Genomic DNA, 22,220 nt, shown 5'->3' on the forward strand with positions numbered 1-22,220 from the left:
AATTATCATGGATCACTCTGCTCGGAGGCACCGCCCAGCAGCCGCGCCAGCCCGGCCTCATCAAGGATCTCCACCCCCAGCTGCTGCGCCTTGCTGAGCTTTGAACCGGCCTCTGCACCGGCGATCAGGTAGTCGGTGTTTTTCGAGACACTGCCCGTCACCTTGGCCCCGAGCGCTTGCAGCTCTGCCTTGATCGCACTACGCGGCCGGCTCAGGGTACCGGTCAATACAACAGTCTTGCCCAGCAGTGGGCTTTCAGCAGGCGTTTCTGGCGGCGTCTCCTCTTCCCAGTTGACGCCGACCTGGCGCAGCTTCTCTATCACCTCCTGATTGTGAGGCTGGCGGAAGAAGGTGACGATGTGATCGGCCACGATTGGTCCCACTCCCTCCACCAGGCTGCGCTGTTCACGCCGCAGCAGCTCGGGGGTAGCCTGCTGCAACGCCTCCAGACTACCGAAACGCTCACTCAGGCGCTCAGCTACCGCTCGATTGAGACCGCGCACATTCATCCCGGCCAACCAGTCGGCAAGCCCACCGGTTAGTGGCTCTGCTGGCAGTGGGCCGGCCAACGCCTCGCAGATCGCCTGCGCGGTGCTGGCGCCGACCCCCTTGATGCCGCTGTCGTGGATGAAGTCGTCTCGTTCCGCGGCCATCAGGGGCTGCAGATCGCGAAAATGGCGGGCCAGTGCGGCGGCGGTGGCATCTCCAACCTCGCGGATGCCAAGCGCGAAGAGAAAGCGCGCCAGGCTCGTCCGCTTGCTCCGCTCCAGGGCATCGAGCAGATTCTGCGCCGACTTCTCGGCCATGCGCTCCAGCCCTGCCAGCTCCTCCAGGCTGAGTGTGAACAGGTCGGCCGGATCCTTCACCAGCCCCTGCTCCACCAGCTGCTCCACCAACTTGTCGCCCAGCCCTTCGATATCGAGAGCCTTGCGACTGGCGAAGTGTTTGATCGCTTCCTTGCGCTGGGCCGGACAGTAGAGGCCGCCGCTGCAACGGGCCACCGCCTTCCCCTCCGGACGCACCACCTCGGAACCGCAGACCGGACAGAGCTTCGGCAGCTCCACCGGTTTGCTGTCGGACGGGCGTCGCTCAGGTAGCACCCGCACCACCTCGGGGATCACATCCCCGGCGCGTCGCACATAGACGGTATCACCCGGCCGCACATCCTTGCGCAGCACCTCATCCATATTGTGCAGGGTTGCATTGCTGACCGTAACGCCGCCGACAAACACCGGCTGCAGGCGTGCCACCGGGGTGATCGCACCGGTGCGTCCCACCTGGAACTCCACCGCCTCGACCCGGGTCAGCTCCTCCTGGGCGGGAAATTTATAGGCAATGGCCCAGCGTGGTGCGCGAGCGACAAATCCTAGCTGCTGCTGCTGCTCGAACAGATCGACCTTGAATACCACCCCGTCGATCTCATAATTAAGATACTCCCGTTGCGCCTCAATGCGTTGGTAATAGTCGACTATGCCATCGACACCATCGACCTGTTCAAGCAGCGGCGAGACCGGCAGACCCCAGTCGCGCAGACGCAGGATGCTCTGTGATTGGCTCTGCTCCAGCGGTCCGCCCGCGATCTCACCGAAGCCATAGCAGAAGAAGGCCAGTGGCCGTTGCGCGGTGATGCGTGGATCGAGCTGACGCAGGCTGCCGGCCGCCGCATTACGCGGATTGACAAACTCTTTCTCTCCCTGCTGGCGGGCGGCCTCGTTCAACCGTGCAAAGCCCGCCTTGGGCATGAAGATCTCGCCACGCACCTCCAGCACCGGAGGCACATCGTCACCAATCAGCCGCAGCGGGATCGCCTTGATGGTACGCACGTTGGAGCTCACATCCTCGCCGCTGCTGCCATCCCCCCGGGTAGCCGCCTGCACCAATCGCCCCTGCTCATAGCGCAGGCTGATTGCCAGTCCGTCCAGTTTTGGCTCAGCGGCGTAGATCAACGACGCATCAGTCGCCAGCCTCAGCCGATCGCGAACCCGTCGATCGAACTCACGGATCTCTTGCGCGTTGAAGGCGTTATCCAGCGAGAGCATCGCCACTCGGTGGTGGACTTCAGCAAACCCCTGCAACGGTTCACCGCCGACCCGTTGGGTCGGGGAGTCGTCACTCAGCAGTTCAGGGTGTTCCGCCTCCAGCACCTGCAGCTGCCGCATCAGCCGGTCATATTCGGCGTCGGGGATCTGCGGAGCGTCGTAGACGTAGTACTGACGATTGTGGAAGCGGATCTGCTCGCGTAATGCCTCGATCTGGGCCTCGGCCTCACTGCCTTGGCTCATCCCTTGCTCCGAGCGAGGCGGACCTTACGGCCATGTTCGGTGATCTGTTCTCGCATATGCTCGATAGTCTGGCGGGTCAGCACACTGCGGCTCTGATCATGTAGCTCACCACCGAGGCGGGCGGCGAGCTGTTCGGCGGTCTTGAGCATGTCGTTGAAGATCGCCTGGCCATCCTGCGGGCCGGGCAGCTGAGCAAAAAAAGCGAGCCCCGGGGTCTTGAATCCGCCCATCTGACCAAGAGGAAAGGTGCCGGGTTCGGCCAGGTTGGCGACGGTGTAGACCACCCGCCGGCTGCCATCTCCGGTGAGGCGGTGATACACCTTCATCTTGCCCGGCTGCAACCCGGCCGCACTCAGCGCACGCTCCAGCGGCTCACCATCGAACCAGTCGCCCCGGTGCAGCAGGTGGATCTGCAGGATCAGGTGGGGTACATCTAGCGGTGAGGTCTCATCCACCTCTAGGTGGATCTCCTCCTGCGGTTCCGGCTCGTCAGTCGCAGAAAAGGCCCGATCGAAGGGGCTCAGATCGTCATCCAGGCTGGAGTCTAGCTGACCGAGAGAGAGCTCATCGGGATCACCCACAGGCTTGGCGAAAGCACTCTCGATGGAACTCTCATCAGCCTCATCCAGCTCGGCTTCGAGTTTCTGTCGGGCTTGCTCCCGCGCATCTTTTCGGTTGAGTCGGTCCCAATAGTAGATGGCGATCAGAAATAAGATGCCGATGCCAATCAGTATCAATCGCAGTGTTCCACTATCCATGTTCAAACGGCTGTCAGCTGTGCCGCCTCCTCTACATCAACGGTTACCAGACGTGACACCCCAGGCTCATGCATGGTGACGCCAGAGAGTTGGTTGGCGATCTCCATGGTGATCTTGTTGTGGGTGATAAAGATAAACTGCACTTTGTCCGACATCGCCTTCACCATCTGGCAAAAGCGCCCCACGTTGGCATCATCCAACGGCGCATCCACCTCGTCGAGCATGCAGAAGGGGGCCGGATTGAGCTGGAAGATGGCAAACACCATTGCCACCGCGGTGAGCGCCTTTTCCCCGCCTGAAAGCAGCTGAATGCTGGAGTTGCGCTTGCCCGGCGGGCGCGCCATTACGGTGACACCGGTATCGAGCAAATCTTCGCCGGTCAGCTCCAGATAGGCGTGGCCGCCACCGAACAAGCGTGGAAACAGCTCCTTGATGCCAGCATTGACCTTGTCGAAGGTCTCTTTGAAGCGGGTGCGGGTCTCACGGTCGATCTTACGGATAGCGCCCTCCAGGGTATCCAGGGCGCTGCTGATGTCGGCATGCTGCTCATCCAGGTAGGCGAGCCGCTCTGACTGCTCCTTGAACTCATCGATCGCGGCCAGATTGATCGCACCGAGTCGCTGGATGCGGTTGGCCAGCTTTTCCAGCCGCTCACGCCAGACGCCCTCAGCAGCCTCTTCCGGCATCTCTCGGAACAGCGCCTCGGCGGTTTGGTCGATCTCGCGCAGCTGCTCCTCCAGCGTTTTGCAGCGGATTAGTACCTCTTGGCGTTGCAGACGACCCTGATCAAGTTCGCTGCGGCGCGTCTGTACCACCTGCTCGATGCGCTGGCGCTGCTGCTCCAGTTCACGCAGCTCCTGGTCGACCCGTTCTAGGCTGGCACGCACCTCGCTCAGCTCCTTTTCCACCGCCAGCCGCTGTACCAGTTTCTCCTCCAGCGCCTCGCCCTGCTGCTCCAGCGGGGTTTCGGCTGCGGCCAGGGTGCCTCTGAGCTCCTCGCGGCGTTGTGCCAGGTGATCCAACTGTGAACTCATGCGCTGTAGATTCTGCTGTAGCGACTGTTGTGCGGTGCGCATCGACTGGATCTGCAGTGCGGCCTGGTGGCTCTGGGCGCGTTGCTGGTTAAGCCGGTCACGCAGCTGGGTCAGCGCCTCGCGCAACCGGTCGCGCTCCGCCACCAGTGACTCGCGGCGGTTGCCCAGGGTCTCGATCGACTCCAGTGCGCTGTGCAGCCGTTGCCGGGTCAGCTCCAGCTCTTCACGATCTGTCTCGATCTGCTGCAGGATCTCCTGCTGCTCGCGATGCAGTTGCTCGCGGCGCTGGTTGATGTGCTCGGCACGGGTACGCTTGCCGCTCAATGCCGAGGCGATCCCGGAGAGCGTGCGGTTAATCTCGTTAAAACCGGACTGCAGCTGTTCACGCTGCTGTTCGATCCGTTGCAGCTCGCTGCTGCCCTGTTCGCTCTGCTCGGCCAGCTCGGCTGCGTTTGCCTCCCCCTGCTCAAGCAATTGACTCAAGCGCCGCAGCTCCTCTTCCCGGGCCAGTACCCCGGCGCTTTCATCCTCCTCACGGGTGAGACGGATCCAGTTTGGTCCAAGCCAGGCCCCTTCCGGGGTGATCACTGATTCACCATTGCGCAGACCGCGACGCATCATCAAGGCGGTATCAAGATCCTCTGCCAGACGCACCCCGCCAAGCAGGTTCTGCAACGGCCAGGGAGAGCGGATGCGCCCCAGCAGGCTGTCGCCCGGCAGCTCCGGCGCATCGGGCGGTACCGGAGTCTGATCGAGCAGGCTCAAGGCACCCTGCTGCAGCCCCGCCAAAGCCTCTTTCAAATCGTCGAGGTTCTCCACACAGACTGCCTGCAGATGGAATCCCAATACGATCTCCACTGCCCGCTGCCAACGCGACTCTACCTCCAACTGCTCCGCGAGACGGGCCGCTCTGCTCAGATGACTCTGCTCCAGCCACTCGGAGAGCGCGTCACCCTGCTTGCCCAAGGCGGCCTGCTGCAACGCCTCGAGCGAGGCGCGCCGACCCTTGTCGCCCTGCAGTTGCGCGCGGACTTCGTCGAGCCGCTGTGCCAGCTGGCGATTGACGTCGCGCTGCTCGCTGATCTGCTGCATGGTCTGGTCCAGCTGCTCCTGTACCACCTCGGCGCGGGCCTGCTGCTCCTGCTGCTGCCGCTCAAAGTCAGCGATCTCCTGCTGCAGCGGCCCTTCATCGAGACCCGCCAGCTCCTCGTCGAAGCGTTGCAGTCGACGTGCCTGATCCCGCTCGCGCTGCTCCAGGTTGTTGATCCGAGTGCGCTCCACCTGGGCGCTCTGGGCCGGCTCCGCCGCCTGCTGGTTGAACGCCTCCCACTGCGACTGCCAAGCGTTCATCGCCTCCTCGGCAGTGGCCACGGCAAGTGCGGCCTCCTCTTCCAGCGCCTGCGCCTCCTCCAGCCGAGGCTCTTCCCGCAGCAGATTTTCGTTGAGCTCTTCGAGTCGCGACTGGTCCTGGGCCCGATGCGCCTCCGACTCTTGCCAGGTCTGCTCCACCTGCTCCAGATCCTGCTGCTGCTGACGACGCGCGTCACGGGCAAACTGGATCGACTGCTCCAGGCCGTTGATCTCGGCGCCGATGGCGTAGAAGCGCCCCTGTACCTCATTAAACAGGTCGTTCGCCTCGGTGTGCTGTTCACGGTGGGCCTCGATGCCCGCCTCCAGCCGGCGCTGCTCGGTGAGTGCCTGTTCAAGACGGTTCTCCATCTCGGCGATGGAGCGGTCGCGTTGCTGCAGCTCTTCATCGAGGCTGCGCCAGCGCAGTGCCAGCAGTTCTGCCTTGAGCTGGCGCTCTTCCGTCTTGTAGCTCTGATACTTCTCTGCGGTGGCCGCTTGGCGTTGCAGGTGTTGCAGCTGTTTCGCCACCTCGCCGCGCAGATCCTCCAGCCGCTCCAGGTTCTCCCGAGTATGGCGGATGCGGTTTTCGGTGTCGCGCCGCCGCTCCTTGTATTTGGAGATGCCGGCAGCCTCTTCGAGATAGACCCGCAGCTGCTCCGGGCGCGCCTCGATCAGTCGTGAGATCATGCCCTGTTCGATGATCGAGTAGCTGCGCGGCCCCAGGCCGGTGCCGAGGAACAGGTCGGTGATGTCGCGGCGACGACAGCGGGTGCCGTTGAGATAGTAGTTCGACTGGCCGTCCCGCGAGACCTGGCGCTTCACCGAGATCTGGTTGTATTGGGCATACTGCCCGCCGGCGCGGCCCTCGGCATTGTCGAACAACAACTCGATGGTGGCGGTGCCAACTGGCTTGCGGGAGCTGGAGCCGTTGAAGATCACATCCGCCATCGACTCGCCGCGCAGCATCTTGGCGGAGCTTTCGCCCATCACCCAACGCACCGCATCGATAACATTGGATTTGCCACAGCCATTGGGCCCGACAATGCCCACCAGGTTGCTTGGCATCGGCACGGTAGTCGGGTCGACAAATGATTTGAACCCGGCGAGTTTGATTTTCTCCAGTCGCATGGGCGGCTAAGATACACTAATCCCAGCCGCTGATACAGGCTTGCACAGCCTATCAGTCAGTCAATTCATTATTCATATCCAACTGTTTTTTATAGATATTTTCCCATTGCTTCTGACACAGGCCGGAGTTTCGTATAATCTCCGCCGATTCTTAACCGAGGCGACAAACCGAGATGCCGAGCCAACCGAGCAAACAGCTGGAAACCTTCGACAATCCGCAACCGGAGCGCGACTACACGATCCGCATCCGGGTGCCTGAATTTACCTGTCTCTGCCCCAAGACCGGTCAACCTGACTTTGCCGAGTTGACCCTTGAATATGTGGCCGACCAGCTCTGCGTGGAGCTGAAATCGCTGAAGATGTATGTCTGGTCGTTTCGTGATGAGGGGGCCTTCCACGAAGCCGTTACCAACCACATTTTGGAGGATCTGGTGAAAGCGACCCGGCCACGCTTTATGCGTCTGACCGCCGACTTCAACGTGCGCGGCGGCGTCTATACGACGGTGGTTGCGGAGCACAGGGCCGATGGCTGGGAGCCGCCGATTGCCGTTCAGCTCCCCTGAGATCGACGCCCCCTGCTACATTGGCATCGACCTTGGCACCTCCGGTTGCCGGGGCATTGCCATCGATGGCCAGCGTCGGATGGTGGCGGAGGCCGCGGTGGACCTGTCCTCTCCCTTACACCCTTTTGCAGCCGCAAGCGAACAGGATCCAGAGCTCTGGTGGCAGGCTAGCCTTGAGGTTCTGCGGATGCTGCGGAAGCGGCTCGACGAGCATAGCATCCGCTCCATCGCAGTGGATGGCACCTCCGCCACCCTGCTGCTCGCCGATCCGACGGGCCGGCCGCTCACCCCTGCGCTGATGTATAACGACAGCCGCAGCCGGGCGGAGCTTACCCGGATTGCGGCTGTCGCCCCGGCATCGAGCCCGGTGCATAGCGCTTCATCGAGCCTCGCTAAACTGCTGCATCTGCAGCGGAAGGTCGGCGATCAGCCCTTCCTCGCCCTGCATCAGGCCGACTGGATTCTTGGCCGGCTCTGCGGCCGATTTGGCGTCAGTGACGCCAACAACTGCCTGAAGCTGGGTTTCGATCCGCAGGCAAGGGAATGGCCGGAGTGGCTGGAGCGGTTAGATGTACCGTTCGATGCCCTGCCGCAGGTCCGTCAGCCGGGCGAGATTGCCGGACGACTCAGCGATGATACGGCTCAGGCCACCGGCATCCCTAGTTGTTGCCGCCTGGTCAGCGGCACCACCGACAGCAATGCCGCGACACTGGCCGCAGGTGCATCAGAGATCGGCGATGCGGTAACCTCACTCGGCAGCACCCTGGTATTAAAGATCCTCTCCGAGCGGCCGGTTTCTGCACCGGAGTATGGCGTCTACAGCCACCGGCTGGGGGATCATTGGCTGGTTGGCGGGGCCTCCAACAGCGGCGGCGCGGTCTGTGCCGCCCACTTCAGCCAGGAGCAGATGAGGCAGCTCAGCGAGGTGCTCGATTTCGCCCAGCCCACCGGGCTCGACTACTATCCGCTGCTCCAGCCTGGCGAGCGGTTTCCGTTCAACGACCCGGAGAAGCCAGCCCATCTCAGCCCTCGACCTGAGCAGGATCTGCGCTTCTTTCAGGGAATTCTGGAGGGCATCACCCGCATCGAGGTGGAGGGATATGCGCTGCTGCAGCGCCTGGGGGCTCCTCCACCAAAGCGGATCTTCTCGATCGGTGGTGGTGCCGCCAATCAACCCTGGCTGGCGTTTCGCGAGCAGCAGCTGGGGGTACCGGTGATTCGCTCTGCGCAGCAGCAGGCCGCCTATGGTACTGCCTTGCTGGCGCTACGGGGGGTAACAGGTTGATCATGGGAAGTTAGTCCCGCCAAAAACGCCAATAGCAACGAACTAGCCTCGCCAAAGTGATCCACTCCTCGCATATTTTGCGTCATTTGCGGATAAAATTTTGGATGATTATTAAGGAATCATGCGGTCCTGTGGATTGATTGGGCGTTTTGCCAAATTCTGGAGGGCCGCATCATCGCGGATTGATCTGGCACCCGTTCCCAATGTCAGATTGGCGCACCAGTCTTCTCCTACCACCATCGACTGAGGCGTACCCACGATTGTTGCAAAGAAGACTGACCAGTCGGTGGCGCCGGGCAGGATTGATTCGGCGGCGAACTCGGCCCGACCCTTAACTGATTCAGCAGCAATCCGGTTGCGCTCGCCCCAGCCGACCAAATAGTCCTCGCAAACAGGCTCTTCTGCCGCCGGTTTGCCAGCGAAAGCGATATCCATATCGATGTCGTCGTAGTGTTTCATGAGAGCGGCCTCAAACAGCATCGCTAGATCCTCATATTGGGTGTAGTAGCTATAGAGGTGGTTGGCGCCGTCATTCTGTAGTAAGGCACCGGCGTAGTCGGCCTCCATCTGCTGTTGTGTTTGGTCGGCGGTCTGTCCGTCATAGAGTACGCTGGCGATACCATCCAGCTCCTGTGACGCTAACGGCTGTTGGCGATAGAGACGATTGGAGAGCCAGTCGTTCTCAACACTGCGAATCGCCTCATAGACCGAGATGCTGGGATTGAGGCTGGCGATCCGGTCCGGCGGGGCGAAGTCGGCGGCGTGGGCCAGTTCATGGTAGAGCAGACGAGATAGTGGCAGTCTGATGTCGTTCAGGGTGCGCTCTTCTGTGCCATTCAGGTCATAGTTCTCGTAGGCATAGCTACTGCCGCTAACATAACGCCAGAGGTAGTCAAAATTCAGATCGGCGCCAAAATCAGTGCGATAGTCCTCCTGCTTGGAGATGTCGGCCTTCTCCGCATTGGTCAGCCACAGATAGGCCGGATCGAGATAGATCGCCGCGGTACTGGTGCGGTAGTGGGAGGGGCGGATGTCGCTGTCGATGACGATGGCGGTGACTGACCGAAACAGCTTCAGCGTCTCCACCGGGAGCAGCGCTAGCGCCGCCTCGAAACGCTGCCCCATCCACTGGTGCGAAACGAGAACCCGCTCCATGATGGTGGCGATATCGGGGTTGTCGCTCTGCTGACCGATCAGCGGCAGCTCGCTGAGCAGGCAGGATGAAAGGATCGTGTCGATATCCACACACCCCTTCAGTACCGAGCTGTAGCGGCCTGCTGTCTGGTAGGGGATGATGTCCGACAGGTCGCCACTGTTGGTGACCACCGCCTCGCCGCTGCTGCCGCCGCACCCGGCAGTCATCAGCACGATCATCGATATTGCTAAAGCGCTAATCCACATCCTTATTCTATTCATCCTGAGATTGCTTGCCTGAGGTTCACGACGAAATCATCTGGCAGTTTATCCCATAGGGTGGTTAATGATTGGTGACAAATCCGCACTCTTCGGTACGGCGTCACCACAGATGAGGATGATTACTCAAAAACCACCGCGAATCCCTTTAAAATGCCCTCTGGAGATCAACCGGAAACTGAGCTCAATGGGAAGATACCGCCCCCCTGCCCCGCCCAAATCCCCCTATATCACCTCTGATGGCCATCAGAGCCTGCTTGCCGAGGAGCAGGGGCTCTGGAAACGTCGGCGGGAGGTAGTGAAGGCGCTCTCTGCAGCGGCAGCGGAGGGGGACCGTTCGGAAAACGCAGAGTATATCTATCGCAAAAAGGAGTTGCGGGAGATCGATCGGCGCATCCGCTATCTACAGAAGCGTATCCCCGAGCTGAAGGTGGTCGAACAGCCCCCCAGCAACCGCCAGCAAGTCTTCTTTGCCGCTTGGGTGACCCTTGAAGATGAGCAGGGTGTGACGCATCGCTATCGGATTGTTGGCCCTGATGAGATCGACCATCAGGCCGACTATATCAGCATGGATTCACCACTGGCGCGGGGTCTGATGAAACGTTCGCTGGATGATGAGGTGGAGATCGCAGTGCCCGGCGGGATAACCGCTTACTGCATCATCGCTATCGAATACAGTTAGGGAGCCTCTGAACAAGTCTGGACGCAAGATACGAGTTTATGACTTGTTCAGAGGCGCCTTAGATCACCAGCATCTCAATAAACTGATCGACCGATGTTGTCTCCAGATCCCCAATATTGAGGCAGAGATTGTAGATTCCGCACGCCCGGCGTTCGGCAAAACGCAGCTTCAGTGCCTTCCAGAATTGGTTTTCAATCTCTGCAACCAGCCTCTGCCGCTGTTCACCGGAGGAGAACAGTTCATCCATCACCTGACTAGCGTAGGCCTGTTGGCGCTTGATCGGAGCGCCGCCCAAAAGTGCATCCTGAAAACCCCATTTAGGACAACTCAGCACCTGCGGAATGCCCTGTTCCCCCCGCTCTACCAGCATCGCCAACTGCAGGCCGCGACTGACTGCATCAGCCGCGGCCCACCCTTGCCGAGTGCTGTTGCTAGTGCTGTGCCGATCGACCTGCAGCGAGGCCCCGTCAGCCCAGGCCAGGGATAAGGCATCGACCACCTGGCGATGATCGAGACCAAGCATGGTCGCGCTGACCGCAGCTGTGGCCAGCTTCAGCAGGCAGACCGGATCTAGCCCCTGCTCACTGATGGGGTTGTCCTGCGCGAGTACACCTTGGATCTCCATCGCCTTGACTTGGCGATGAAGCAGGTCTTCAATTATTTTCGGTGCCTTGGCCACAGCCACGGCATTGCGACTCTGATAGTCGCCAAGGCTGAGAATCGGCCCAAGACAGGCAAGACTACCGCCGCCAGCGCAGATCTGTTCGTCACCCGCCCAATCCACCAGAAGAGCAATATCCCAGGCCGCTTTTACCGGGTCGAGTTCAAAGCGGGTGCCGGGCACTCGGGCAGCATGGGGTACCAAGGTGCCCGGCACCACCGGCCCCAGCAGTTTTGCCGCCTCAGGGTCTCGCGGTGCATTCAACGCCGCCGCCAGCCCCGCCATTAGACAGATACGGGCGTTATCCAGGGCACGGGCGGAGGTGATTTGATAGTGGCAAACATAATCGGCGATATCGACCAGCGGCTGATCTGCCTGCAGGCTTTGGGCTGAAGATGATGGCATTCATGCACTCCCTGTGTTCAGCGGCAAACTCGCATGCGCATACGCCGGACAGAAAAAAACCCGACCGACAGAGCCGGTCGGGTCGCTTTTTCCAGCCGGATCCCTATCAGTGATTGGCAGTGGTCAAACCGGCACTGACCCAATCCTGCATGCCACCACGGTACCATTTCAGTTTGTAGGCCGGGTAACCGAGACGAATCAGGGTCTTGATGTTGTTGCCAGACTGCGGACACCAGAGACCATTGCAGAAGAGCACCAGAGTCTTGGCATTGCGGAAGTCCCATTGGCCATTGCTCAGATGGGCACCAAACTGATCCTTCAAAATTGTAGCGAGCGTTTCTGCCTCAGCATCGACCGCGAAGGTGCCGGCCATGTCAACACTGATCAGGTTCCAGGGGATATTCACCGAACCGGGGATGGTGCCGCGGGCAAGCCACTCCGGGCTGCGAGAATCGACTACCAACACGGTCCTATCACCGCTACCGATCCGCTTAAGATAACCGAGCAGCTCCAGCTCTCCTATAGTCTCCACCCCCTGGGCGACCGTTATTGGCTGCACACAGAATGGTGGGCAATGACGGCCATTCTTAGCGTAGGTAGCTGGAATGACCGAATTTTTATCGCCGGTTCGCTCGATCTTGACTAGCTTAGTTTTGTGCTGAACCTCCACAGACTCCAGGCCGGCACTGATGTGGGTGCCCGAATCAGCCAGGGCGAGGCCCGAGAGAGTAAGCCCCAGGGCGAGTGTCACGAATGACTTGGCATGTTTCATTATGCATTTCCTCCTGCAGGAAGCCTGTTATCAATACTTCAGGTAAGACGGCATTTTCAGTTCCTTTTGGGAAACTGCCTGCTGATAACCCAGTTCACCTTGGCGTTTGGCCTTCTTGGCGAGTTTCGTTGCCTTGGCATAGTCACCCTTTTCGACCGCCTTCTTGGCCTTCTTCAACATTTTGCCGATGTCGCGCCACTCGCCCTCAACGCCGGCCGCTTTCTTGCGTGCCTTGTCAGCGGCTGCGATTGCCGCCTTGGCCTCGGCAGCCGTACCAGCCGCCATGTCACCTTGCGGGGCACTGGCTGTCGCACACCCTACCAGCGCGAGCAGTGCCGAGGCGAAGATTACTCTAGCGAAGATTTGCTTCTGCATCATCCCACTCCGATTTTTTTCTGTTGCTTGCTTTCGCATCTATCAAACCTCTAATCACTTACGTGCGCCGGGGCCATTTAGTGGCAGACCGTTGCTCATGTAGGTGAGGAAGTACTCCAGGTTGCGATACTGCTCACCCTGCGCCTTGAAGGGCTTGGCACGCACCTGCTTGTTACAACCGGTGAAACGACGGTGCAAAGTACCGACGGTGCCCCACTTGGAGCGATAGACCGGAAAGTGAGTGGTGTGACCCAATGCAGGGCTCAGCACATCGGAGCGGATGTTCATGCCGGCATTTTGGAGGTGGCAGTGGGCGCAAGAGAAGTTCAATTGACCTCGGCGAGTGTAGTAGAACTTCTTGCCCTTCTCATAGGCCTCAAGCGCCTTAGGATCATCCTTGGGGATCACTACATTGGTGACCTGCCCGCGAGACTCGTAGGCTATATAAGAAAGGATATCGTTGATCGGACCCTTCTTATACTTCAGCGGCTTCTCGCCGTTCGCCTTGCGGCACTCATTAAGCGCCAGAGCCAAGGTCATCACCATACCCTTCTTTTTATCCCAGTGCGGATAGTCGCCCTTGATGCCAGGACCTTTGGGAAAGCAGTCCTTATAGCCTTTTCCATTGGCAAAAGGGGTATTCCACATCTCTTCACCAGCATCGATGAAGGGTTCATATGGGGGAAACTCCTCGATCGCCTCCCAACTCTCGCGGCCTATCTTGTCGATGGCATAGACACCATTGACATACTCTTCAGTCGGCACGCCGGGGAAACGCCATTTGAAGTGGTTCTGAAACGCCTTCAGATCTTCTTCGGGGGTGGCCGCCTGCACAGAGAATGCGACACTAGCTGTAATCGCCAGCGCGGCCATCGTTTTTAACAGTTTGATCATAATCACTATTCCTCCGAACTGGGCCGCTTACAAAGACCAGATAAAATCGACGATCTTGTCGATCTCTGCAGCCGACAGGGCCTCATATTTGCCGAAAGCAGGCATCGGTGACTCTGGGTTCTTAGCTGTCGCATCCCAGATCTGGTCATGCAGATCCTTCTTGTTGGGGTAACGGGCCTTCATCGCCAGTAGCGGTGGACCGATATTGCCGGCAGCCTTACCGCCTTCGATCAGATGACAGGCAAGGCAGTTGCCTTTCTTGCGGGTGAAGGCAAGTTTTTTGCCCTCTTCCATTGCGCTGGCTGCGCCTGCAGCCATGGCTGGAGCCGTAACCAGGGATGCTGCCAACACAGCAGCGATACTGGCAATACCAACCACTTTTCTGCTTCTATCTAACATTATTTCCTCCAGGGAAAGGTGGAATCCAATGCGTCTCACCAATCTGATGCGGGATGTTTTTTCTGTTCGCACCATCAAAATGAAACGCCAACCTCTGCCTCTAGATGGGCACTTTTTATGGCTGCGCTAAATTCTCTTCTCTTCACTCAAAAGAAAACAGTGGAAGATATGTGAATCGGTACTAGGGTTTACCACAATAGCAACATGAAAAACCTCCGTAAATCCTTACGGAACAGCAAGTTATCAAGAAGTCTATTACCAGATTCTAAACAAGAAACGGTCTCATACAGGCAGGAGATAGGTGTGTTTTCTGCGCCAACACTCCACACCAATCGCTAGGTTTCAGTGGGGGATCAACGGCACTTCGCTACAACCGGCAGCGATCGAAAAAAATGGTTCACACTTGTCTATGAGGCTACCACCTAGTTCAGGAGAGTACCGATGGGGCCGATACCGGTTTCACAGATCATCTGGCAGACCCGCTATCGCCAATCGGGTGAGCAGACCATTGAGCAAAGTTGGCGCCGGCTAGCTCACGCCCTCGCCACGGTAGAGGCCGATAAAAAATCGCTCTGGCAACAGCGCTTCCTTCAGATACTCACTGGCTATCGTTTCCTGCCCGGCGGTCGAATCCTGGCAGGTGCTGGCAGCGTCACACCCAGCAATTTGTTCAATTGCTTTGTCATGGGAGAACTGGATGGCGACCTCGATCCGCTCTTCAATGCGCTTAAAGAGAGCGCCCTGACCCTGCAGCAGGAAGGTGGCATCGGCCTCGATTTTTCGACCCTGCCACCGGCAGGCCTTCGGCCCAGGCGCTCCACCCAATTTACGGCGGGTCCGGTTGCGCTACTGCAGCTATGGGATAGCATGAGCCAGGCCATCAGCGCCAACGCCCTGCGCCGCGGCGCAATGATGGGAGCCCTGCGCTGCGACCATCCTGACATCCGCACCTTTATCGAGGCCAAGTGCCAGCCTGGGGCGCTGCCCCATTTCAACCTATCAGTGCTGATCTCCGATGCCTTTATGCAAGCGATCGAACAAGATCGGAGCTGGCCGCTGCTGTTTCCGCTACAGGGGCTGAGTGAAACCGTTGCCGAGTCGCACCAGGAGTGGCTGGAGTGCAGCTGGCCCGGCAGCGAACGCCCCCAGCGCTGCGTCGTGATAGAGCGGCTGCCGGCACGACAACTCTGGCAGCAACTGCTGCACGCCAGCTATGAAAACGCCGAGCCCGGCGTGCTCTTCATCGACCGGATGCAGCAGGAGGACAATCTAGCCTGGTGCCAGCAGATTGTCGCCTGCAACCCCTGCGGTGAGATCCCCCTGCCCCATTACGGGGCCTGCAACCTGGGATCGATCAACCTCAGCCGCTGTGTCTTGCATCCCTTCAGCTCCGAGGCAGCGTTTGATTTCGAGGGGATTCAGCGCCTGAGCACCACTGCTGTCCGGTTACTCGATAACGTGATCGATCTGTCAGCCTACCCCCTGCCGCAACAACGTCAGCAGGCCCGCGCCAGCCGCCGCATCGGCCTTGGCATCACCGGCCTGGCTAATGCCCTGATCATGCTCGGGCTCGACTATCGCAGCGAGGCGGCTCGGGCGATGGCCAGCCGCGTTATGCAGACCATCTGTCACAGCGCCTATCTTGCTTCGACCAAACTGGCGGCAGAGCGGGGTGCGTTCCCTCTGTTCGAGCTCGACGCCTATCTCGCCTCCCCCTTTATCCGCCGCCTGCCGGCAGAGGTCCGCGACGCCATCGCCCGCCAGGGGATCCGCAACAGCCACCTTACGGCCATCGCCCCAGCCGGCAGTATTAGTCTGCTAGCGGGTAACACATCCAGCGGCATCGAACCAATTTTTGCGCTGACCCAAAGACGTTTGATCCGCGGTGCGGATGGCCGGCAAGCGTGGCACAAATTACAGGATTATGCGGCTCAGCAATGGCAAAAGCAGCAAGGTGGGCAGCCCTTGCCATGTCAGTTTGCCACTGCCGATGAGATCACCCCTAACGCACAGCTGGCGATGCAGGCTGCCCTGCAGCCCCATGTGGATCAAGCGATTTCAAAAACGATCAACCTGCCGGAGAAGCTCAATTTCGATGATTTTGCCTCGATCTATGAAGAGGCATGGCGGTTGGGGCTAAAGGGCTGCACCTGTTATCGTCCAAACCGCCTGCGAGGGCAGATCCTGAAGCCACAACACACTACCCTGCCCCGCTGCTGCAATGAAGGCGGCACAGCTGCCAGCTAGCCTCTCTCTCCCCCGTTCCACCTCTGACCTTTCCAACAGGATACGGCTGCGTGCTGGCCGATCGCTGTTATAATTGCCGCCCAAACCGGCTAACAGGAGAGGCCCGTGCCCAAGGCAAGCGAATTGAAAAAAGGTGCCATCGTAGAGATCAACGGTGCACCCCATGCGGTGCGTCAGGTGGAGGCGAAGAGCCCTTCTTCCCGTGGTGCCTCAACCCTCTATAAGATCCGCTTCACTAACCTACAGACCGGACAGAAGCTGGATGAGTCATTGAGAGGGGACAACTTCTTCAAGGAGGCGGACTGCATCCGCAAACCGGTGCAGTTCTCCTACAAAGATGGTGAGACTTTCATCTTCATGGATCTGGAGGACTACAGTCAGCATGGTCTCAACCCCGAAGAGCTGGAGGGACAGGCTGGCTATCTCTACGAGGGTCTGGAGGGTATCACCGCGCTGCTGGTGGATGGCAAGCTGCTTGGTATCGAGCTGCCCCAATCGGTGACCCTGGAGATCGTCGACACCGCTCCCGGCATCAAGGGCGCCACCGCCACCGGCCGTACCAAACCGGCGACCCTCTCCACTGGGCTGGAGGTTCAGGTGCCCGAGTATCTAGAGCCGGGCGAGCGTATCAAGGTCAACACCACCGCCGGAAAGTTCATCTCCCGGGCTTGATTGGCAGTAACGTGATCCGCCGCGGAATGACTTCAACGCGGCGAGAGTCGATAGACCCGTTCCAACAGATGTTGCAGCCCCTTCTGGCGGAACCTCGGACTCTCATCGATAGTGTCGATCATATATAAAGTTTCGACAGCAAACCGCTCCCCATAGAGTGCTTCCACCTCCTCTGGATGCACCGCGAACGGCGGCCCGTCCATGAGGGCCTGGTCATACTCCAGAGCCACCAACAGGATCTCCATACCTTGAGGCATCAACGCGTTGAGATGGGCAGCATAGACCGACCGCATCTCCGCCGGCAAAGCGACTAGCGAGGCCCGGTCGAAGACCGCCGCACACCCCTCCAGCATCGCCGCCGACAGCGCAAAAAAGTCACCGCAGAGGATGGTGATGCCATCGCACTCCCATCGTTCAAAGGGAGCCAGTTGCGAGACTTCCGGGGTCAGCCCGTTCTCCTCAAAAAATGCCGCGACGGCGAGACGGCTGATCTCCACCCCCAATACCGAATGTCCCTGGGCCCGCAACCAGAGCAGATCACGACTCTTGCCGCAGAGCGGCACAAACACCTGCGCCCCCTGCTCCAGTCCAAGCTGCGGCCAGAACGCCTGCAGATGGCTATTGATCTCGGTCTGGTGAAAACCGATCTGCTGCTGCTCCCAGCGGGCGAGCCAGAATGCTGCATCCATTAATGCCTCCAAAATATGTGGTGTGAGTGGGTCAGCCCTCGCGAGTCCCCTGTTGCAGGGCTACCCCGTCAGGAATATGCAGCGTCGAGGTGGGAAAGGCCGCTTCCGCCCCCTGGGATTCAATGATATCCAGTACCTTGAGCAGCACATCCTCTTTTACCTCATGGAAATGGACCCAATCAGTGGTTTTGGTGAAGGTGTAGATAAAAAAGTCGAGGGATGAGGGGGCAAATTCGTTGAAGTTGACGATCAGGGTCTGGTCGCTGGCGATCTCCGGATGGGCGCGTAGCATCGCCTTTATCTCCTGGATAATCACTCGCATCTTGCCCGCATCGGCGTAGCGGATACCGACTGTCTCATAGATCCGCCGGTAGCTCATACGGGAGGGGTTTTCCACTGCGATCGAGGCGAACACTGAGTTGGGCACGTAGAGCGGGCGCTTGTCGAAGGTGCGGATTTGGGTCAGACGCCAACCGATCTTCTCCACTGTGCCCTCGATCTTCCGATCGGGGGAGCGGATCCAGTCACCGCGGCTGAAAGGGCGATCCAGATAGATCATCATACCGCCGAAGAAATTGGCGAGCAGATCCTTGGCGGCGAAACCCACCGCGATGCCGCCGATGCCGCCGAAAGCGAGCACCCCGGAGACGGAGAAACCGAGAGTCTGCAGCATGACCAGTGCGGCGGTGATCCATACCGAAGCGCGCAGCAGGCGCACAACCGCCTCTATCACCGTGTGGTCCACCTCCCTGCCCTCAGCTTCGCGGTGCTCTACATAGCGGTACTCCACCTGCTGCAGAAAGTTCACTAGAAACCAGGCTAGGCAGAAGATTACACCGATGTTGCGCAGGGGCTCGGCAAGCTCGAACAGAGTGGCACCGGTCTCCTCCCGCACCACATAGGCGGCGAAGGTGATGCCGAGGGTCCAGATCAACATCCCCAGCGGCTTGCGCATGGCATGCAACAGGGCGTCATCCCAGGGGTTACGGGTCCGCTCCAGGGTTCTGGCCATGCGGTTCAACAGACGGCGTTGAACCAGGTCTAGCACCAAGGCAGCGAAGATCACCAGAAAGACCTGGACCACCCAACCCTTCTGGCTGCTCCAAGCGGCGATTTCCGTCAACGATTCCATCAGTTTACCTCGGTAGCGGTTTCAACGATGCCTGAGATTGTTATGATCGAATCATCCCAGTCAACCGTTTCGTTCACATAGGATCCAGCGAAAAATGTTCATTGAGTTGATATCGATCCATGCAATGACTGCTGCTTGCCAGTAGCATCCAGCATATCGGACTGGGAACCTTCTTGAGAACCGGAAGTTGAGCTACTCGATCAACAACCGTCACTTTCTACTGCGCCGTCTGCACTCGCTGTTTGGCGTGGCGCCGCTCGGTTTTTTCCTGATGTTCCATCTGTGGGAGAACTCCCAGTCGCGCTTCGGCGCGGAACACTACAACGAGAAGGTAGTGGGGTTCCTGCAGGGGATGAACTACCTGCCGTTTATCGAGATCGGGCTGATCACCCTGCCCCTGCTGTTTCACTCTCTCTACGGCTTGTTGATCACCAGCGAGATGCGACCCCAGCCACAGCGTTATCCGCTGCTGCACAACCGGCTCTATCTGCTGCAGCGCATCTCCGGCATCGGCATCCTGCTGTTTCTGCTGCTGCATTTGGGCGGCACCCGCTTTCAGACCCTTGTGAACCCGAGCCTGAGCGCCGATCTGTTCGGGCATCTGCAGGCGCTGCTGCTACAGCCTTGGATTTTATGGCTCTATATTATTGGCCTGCTGCTTTCGGTGTTTCATCTGGCCAACGGCCTCTGGGGTTTCTGCATTACCTGGGGTATCACCACCTCGCCAGTGGCCCAACGGCGTGCCTTTATCCTCTTCATGGGAGTTGGCCTGCTGCTTGCCGCTATCGGCCTGCACGGCATCTGGGGGTTTATCCATCCGGCGGTCAGCCTATGAGAGCGCAGCGCAGGGTGATCGTAGTGGGCGGTGGCCTGGGTGGACTCTGGGCGGCTCTGACCTTGGCGGAGCGCGGCGTGCAGGTCGATCTCTTCTCCCTGTTCGAGGTAAAGCGCTCCCACTCCGCCTGTGCCCAGGGGGGGATCAACGCGGTGCTCGACAGCAAGGGCGAACATGATTCGATCGAGCAGCACATCCTCGACACCATCAAGGGCGGTGCCTATCTGGCCAATCAGCCGCCTATCAAGAGCCTCTGCGAGGCGGCCCCCGGCCTGATCCGCACCTTCGAGCGCATGGGGGTGACCTTCTCCCGTACCCCGGAGGGGCTGATGGATCTACGCCTGTTTGGCGGAGTGAAGAAACGCCGCACCTGCTTCGCCGGCGCCAGCACCGGCCAGCAGCTACTCTACGGGGTCGACGAGCAGGTACGCGCCCAGGAAGTAGCTGGCCGCATCCGCAAGCACGAGTGGTGGGAGTTCCTCTCCCTGGTAAAAGACACTGATGGCAACTGCCGCGGCATCGTCGCCATGGACCTGCGCAGTCTGGATGTGGTCAGCTTCCGTGCCGATGCGGTGATCCTTGCCACCGGCGGGCTGGGACTGATCTATGGCCGCTCCACCAACTCCACCAACTCCACCGGGGCGGCAGCGAGCCGTGTCTATCAGCAGGGGGCGCACTTCGCCAACGGTGAGTTCATCCAGTTCCACCCCACCACCATGCTGGGCGAGGACAAGACCCGTCTGATGAGTGAGGCGGCCCGCGGCGAAGGAGGACGGATCTGGGTACCCAAAGATCAGCACGATAAGCGCATGCCAAACGACATCCCCGAGTCGGCCCGCTGGTACTTCCTGGAGGAGTGGTACCCGAGCTACGGCAACACCGTGCCGCGGGATGTGGCCTCCCGGGCGATCTGGAAGCTGGTGCGAGAACTAGGCTACGGCATCGGCGGTGAGGACGCAGTCTATCTCGACCTGACCCATCTCGAACCCGACTTCATCGAGACCCGGCTCGGCGCAATTCTCGACATCTACCGCAAGTTCCAGGGAGTCGATCCGGTCAAAGAGCCGATGAAGATCTTCCCTGGCATTCACTACTCAATGGGCGGCCTCTGGATCGATTTCGAAACAGATACGACCAGCGGCGGCATATGCTGGGACAGCCCGCGGAACCATGCCACCAACATCCCCGGCCTCTACGCCTGTGGCGAGTGCGACTACGGCTACCATGGCGCCAACCGACTCGGCGCCAACTCGCTGCTCTCCGCCTCCTACAGTGGCCAGGTGGCCGGCGAGGCGGTAGCCAGCTATCTGCAGGGTATTGAATCGGGATGCGATGCCGTCGATGAGGCCCACTACAGCGCAGAGCAACAGCGGCAGACTGAGATCAACCAGCGGCTGATGCGGGCCAATGGCCCAGAAAACCCCTACGCCCTGCACCGGGAGCTAGGCATGATCATGGCCACCCATGTCAACGTGGTGCGCGACAATCCCGGCCTCGACCAGGCAGCCGAGGCGCTACAGAAACTTGAGGCGCGTTTCTGGAAGCTCTGCCTTGGTGAGCGCAGCGGCTGGGCCAACCAGAGCCTGGTCTACGCTCGCCAGGTGCACGACATGATCGTACTCGGGCGGGTCATCACTGCTGGCGCCCGGGCCCGTGACGAGTCCCGCGGCTCCCACTACAAGCCGGCCTTCAACCTTGAGATTCCGCAGGGCAAGTTCCCCGGCGACCCGGAGTTTGAAGCCTATCGCAAGGCCTGGAAAGAGAACAACGACAACTGGCTCAAGACCACCATTGCCGAGCACAACAGTGCGGGGCCGCGCATCAGCTATGAGGCGGTGGATCTCAGCATCATCGCCCCAGAAGAGCCGAGGGACTATCGATGAAAGCCCCCATTCGGTTGCAGATCGAACGTCGCGACAACCCGCAGTCGGCGCCCTACTGGCAGGGATTTGAGATCCCCTGGCGGCCGGGGCACAACCTGGTCTCAGTGCTGATGGTGATCCGCGAAAACCCGGTCACCACCGATGGCCAACTGGTGGAGCCGGTAGTCTGGGAGCACAACTGCATGGAGGAGGTGTGCGGTGCCTGCAGCATGCTGATCAACGGCACGCCGCGCCAGGCCTGTTCCGCCCTGGTGGATGAGCTGGAACAGCCGATCCGGCTACAGCCATTGAGCAAGTTTCCTGTGGTGCGGGATCTGCTGGTGGATCGCAGCCGCATCTTCGACAGCCTCAAACAGGTCAAGGCCTGGGTGCCCCTGGATGGCCCCTACGACATCCACGAACGGGCCCCGCGCATCTCGCCCCAGCAGTGGCTCAACAGCTACGCCTACAGCCGCTGCATGAGCTGCGGCTGCTGCCTGGAGGCCTGCCCCCAGTATGGCGAACAGAGTGCCTTCCTCGGCCCTGCTGCACTGGTTCAAGTTCAGCACAAAAACCGCCACCCCACCGGGCGCTACAGCAAAACCGAACGGCTGCATGTGATCATGGGCGACGGGGGCCTGAGCGACTGTGGCAACGCCCAGGTCTGTATCTCAGTTTGCCCCAAGCGGATACCTATCACCACCGCCATCGGCGAGCTGGGACGGGATCTCTCAAGACAATTGCTGATCGACCTGTTGGGGAAAGGCTGAGCTGCGCTATCC

Annotated in this window: 19 protein-coding genes; 8 read left to right on the forward strand and 11 right to left on the reverse strand. The window is 59.8% G+C overall.

Annotated elements, in window-relative coordinates; translation table 11 throughout:
• Positions 1-5 precede the first annotated feature (5 nt).
• Genes ligA through smc form a run of 3 tightly spaced genes read right to left on the reverse strand, consistent with a single transcriptional unit; the run spans position 6 to position 6,552 of the window.
• Positions 6-2,282 carry an NAD-dependent DNA ligase LigA gene (ligA, locus tag Ga0074115_RS09375; protein ID WP_057957027.1) on the reverse strand — a complete coding sequence of 759 codons (2,277 nt, stop codon included), beginning with the start codon at positions 2,280-2,282 and terminating at the stop codon, positions 6-8.
• Positions 2,279-3,040, reverse strand: coding sequence for a cell division protein ZipA (locus tag Ga0074115_RS09380; RefSeq protein ID WP_232433019.1), 762 nt, complete (start codon positions 3,038-3,040; stop codon positions 2,279-2,281). The genes ligA and Ga0074115_RS09380 overlap by 4 nt, the downstream gene beginning before the upstream one ends.
• Positions 3,041-3,042: 2 nt before the next feature.
• Positions 3,043-6,552, reverse strand: a complete 3,510-nt coding sequence (gene smc / locus Ga0074115_RS09385; RefSeq protein WP_060528451.1) for a chromosome segregation protein SMC — start codon at positions 6,550-6,552, stop codon at positions 3,043-3,045.
• Positions 6,553-6,725: 173 nt separating this feature from the next.
• Here smc and queF point away from each other — a divergent pair, with 173 nt between their 5' ends.
• On the forward strand, positions 6,726-7,115 hold the full coding sequence (gene queF / locus Ga0074115_RS09390; protein WP_005964673.1) for a preQ(1) synthase: 390 nt from the start codon (positions 6,726-6,728) through the stop codon (positions 7,113-7,115).
• The gene (locus tag Ga0074115_RS09395; protein ID WP_057956383.1) at positions 7,078-8,400 is read left to right on the forward strand and encodes an FGGY-family carbohydrate kinase; all 1,323 of its coding nucleotides are present in this window, start codon (positions 7,078-7,080) and stop codon (positions 8,398-8,400) included. Before queF ends, Ga0074115_RS09395 begins: the two co-directional genes overlap by 38 nt.
• A gap of 111 nt (positions 8,401-8,511) precedes the next feature.
• Here the strand turns inward: Ga0074115_RS09395 and Ga0074115_RS09400 are convergent, their stop codons facing one another.
• Entirely contained in the window at positions 8,512-9,774 is a 1,263-nt protein-coding gene (locus Ga0074115_RS09400) for a hypothetical protein (protein ID WP_060528452.1), read from the reverse strand.
• Positions 9,775-10,000: 226 nt separating this feature from the next.
• Here Ga0074115_RS09400 and greB point away from each other — a divergent pair, with 226 nt between their 5' ends.
• Positions 10,001-10,495, forward strand: a complete 495-nt coding sequence (gene greB, locus Ga0074115_RS09405) for a transcription elongation factor GreB (protein WP_057956385.1) — start codon at positions 10,001-10,003, stop codon at positions 10,493-10,495.
• A gap of 58 nt (positions 10,496-10,553) precedes the next feature.
• On the opposite strand, the gene Ga0074115_RS09410 is transcribed toward greB, so the two are convergent.
• The 5 genes from Ga0074115_RS09410 to soxX all read right to left on the reverse strand — a co-directional run bounded on the left by Ga0074115_RS09410 (position 10,554) and on the right by soxX (position 14,001).
• Positions 10,554-11,561, reverse strand: coding sequence for an MmgE/PrpD family protein (locus Ga0074115_RS09410; protein ID WP_057956386.1), 1,008 nt, complete (start codon positions 11,559-11,561; stop codon positions 10,554-10,556).
• Between the two features lie 106 nt (positions 11,562-11,667).
• On the reverse strand, positions 11,668-12,333 hold the full coding sequence (locus tag Ga0074115_RS16780) for a rhodanese-like domain-containing protein (protein WP_005965222.1): 666 nt from the start codon (positions 12,331-12,333) through the stop codon (positions 11,668-11,670).
• 30 nt (positions 12,334-12,363) lie between these two features.
• Positions 12,364-12,708, reverse strand: a complete 345-nt coding sequence (locus Ga0074115_RS09420) for a SoxXA-binding protein (RefSeq protein ID WP_232433020.1) — start codon at positions 12,706-12,708, stop codon at positions 12,364-12,366.
• Between the two features lie 54 nt (positions 12,709-12,762).
• Entirely contained in the window at positions 12,763-13,602 is an 840-nt protein-coding gene (gene soxA, locus Ga0074115_RS09425) for a sulfur oxidation c-type cytochrome SoxA (RefSeq protein ID WP_057956388.1), read from the reverse strand.
• A gap of 27 nt (positions 13,603-13,629) precedes the next feature.
• The gene (soxX, locus tag Ga0074115_RS09430) at positions 13,630-14,001 is read right to left on the reverse strand and encodes a sulfur oxidation c-type cytochrome SoxX (RefSeq protein WP_057956389.1); all 372 of its coding nucleotides are present in this window, start codon (positions 13,999-14,001) and stop codon (positions 13,630-13,632) included.
• Between the two features lie 441 nt (positions 14,002-14,442).
• On the opposite strand from soxX, the gene Ga0074115_RS09435 reads away from it, so the two are divergent.
• Together Ga0074115_RS09435 and efpL are read left to right on the forward strand one after the other, a co-directional pair.
• Entirely contained in the window at positions 14,443-16,248 is a 1,806-nt protein-coding gene (locus Ga0074115_RS09435; RefSeq protein ID WP_060528453.1) for an adenosylcobalamin-dependent ribonucleoside-diphosphate reductase, read from the forward strand.
• Positions 16,249-16,353: 105 nt separating this feature from the next.
• Complete coding sequence (gene efpL, locus Ga0074115_RS09440; RefSeq protein ID WP_057956391.1) at positions 16,354-16,920, forward strand: elongation factor P-like protein EfpL; 567 nt, start codon at positions 16,354-16,356, stop codon at positions 16,918-16,920.
• A gap of 32 nt (positions 16,921-16,952) precedes the next feature.
• Here the strand turns inward: efpL and Ga0074115_RS09445 are convergent, their stop codons facing one another.
• Entirely contained in the window at positions 16,953-17,609 is a 657-nt protein-coding gene (locus Ga0074115_RS09445; protein WP_057956392.1) for a thiopurine S-methyltransferase, read from the reverse strand.
• Positions 17,610-17,640: 31 nt separating this feature from the next.
• Entirely contained in the window at positions 17,641-18,741 is a 1,101-nt protein-coding gene (locus Ga0074115_RS09450; protein WP_057956393.1) for a mechanosensitive ion channel family protein, read from the reverse strand.
• A gap of 187 nt (positions 18,742-18,928) precedes the next feature.
• Between Ga0074115_RS09450 and Ga0074115_RS09455 the strand changes: the two genes are divergently transcribed.
• From Ga0074115_RS09455 to sdhB, 3 genes are read left to right on the forward strand one after another with little or no spacing between them, the layout of a single operon-like run.
• Positions 18,929-19,576 (forward strand): succinate dehydrogenase/fumarate reductase transmembrane subunit, encoded by a 648-nt coding sequence (locus tag Ga0074115_RS09455; RefSeq protein WP_057956394.1) that lies wholly within the window; start codon positions 18,929-18,931, stop codon positions 19,574-19,576.
• Complete coding sequence (gene sdhA / locus Ga0074115_RS09460; RefSeq protein WP_057956395.1) at positions 19,573-21,459, forward strand: succinate dehydrogenase (quinone) flavoprotein subunit; 1,887 nt, start codon at positions 19,573-19,575, stop codon at positions 21,457-21,459. Before Ga0074115_RS09455 ends, sdhA begins: the two co-directional genes overlap by 4 nt.
• Positions 21,456-22,208 (forward strand): succinate dehydrogenase iron-sulfur subunit, encoded by a 753-nt coding sequence (gene sdhB, locus Ga0074115_RS09465; protein WP_057956396.1) that lies wholly within the window; start codon positions 21,456-21,458, stop codon positions 22,206-22,208. The genes sdhA and sdhB overlap by 4 nt, the downstream gene beginning before the upstream one ends.
• Positions 22,209-22,220: the final 12 nt, after the last annotated feature.

This window comes from endosymbiont of Ridgeia piscesae, from assembly GCF_001443665.1.
Classification (GTDB): Bacteria; Pseudomonadota; Gammaproteobacteria; order Chromatiales; family Chromatiaceae; genus Endoriftia; species Endoriftia persephonae.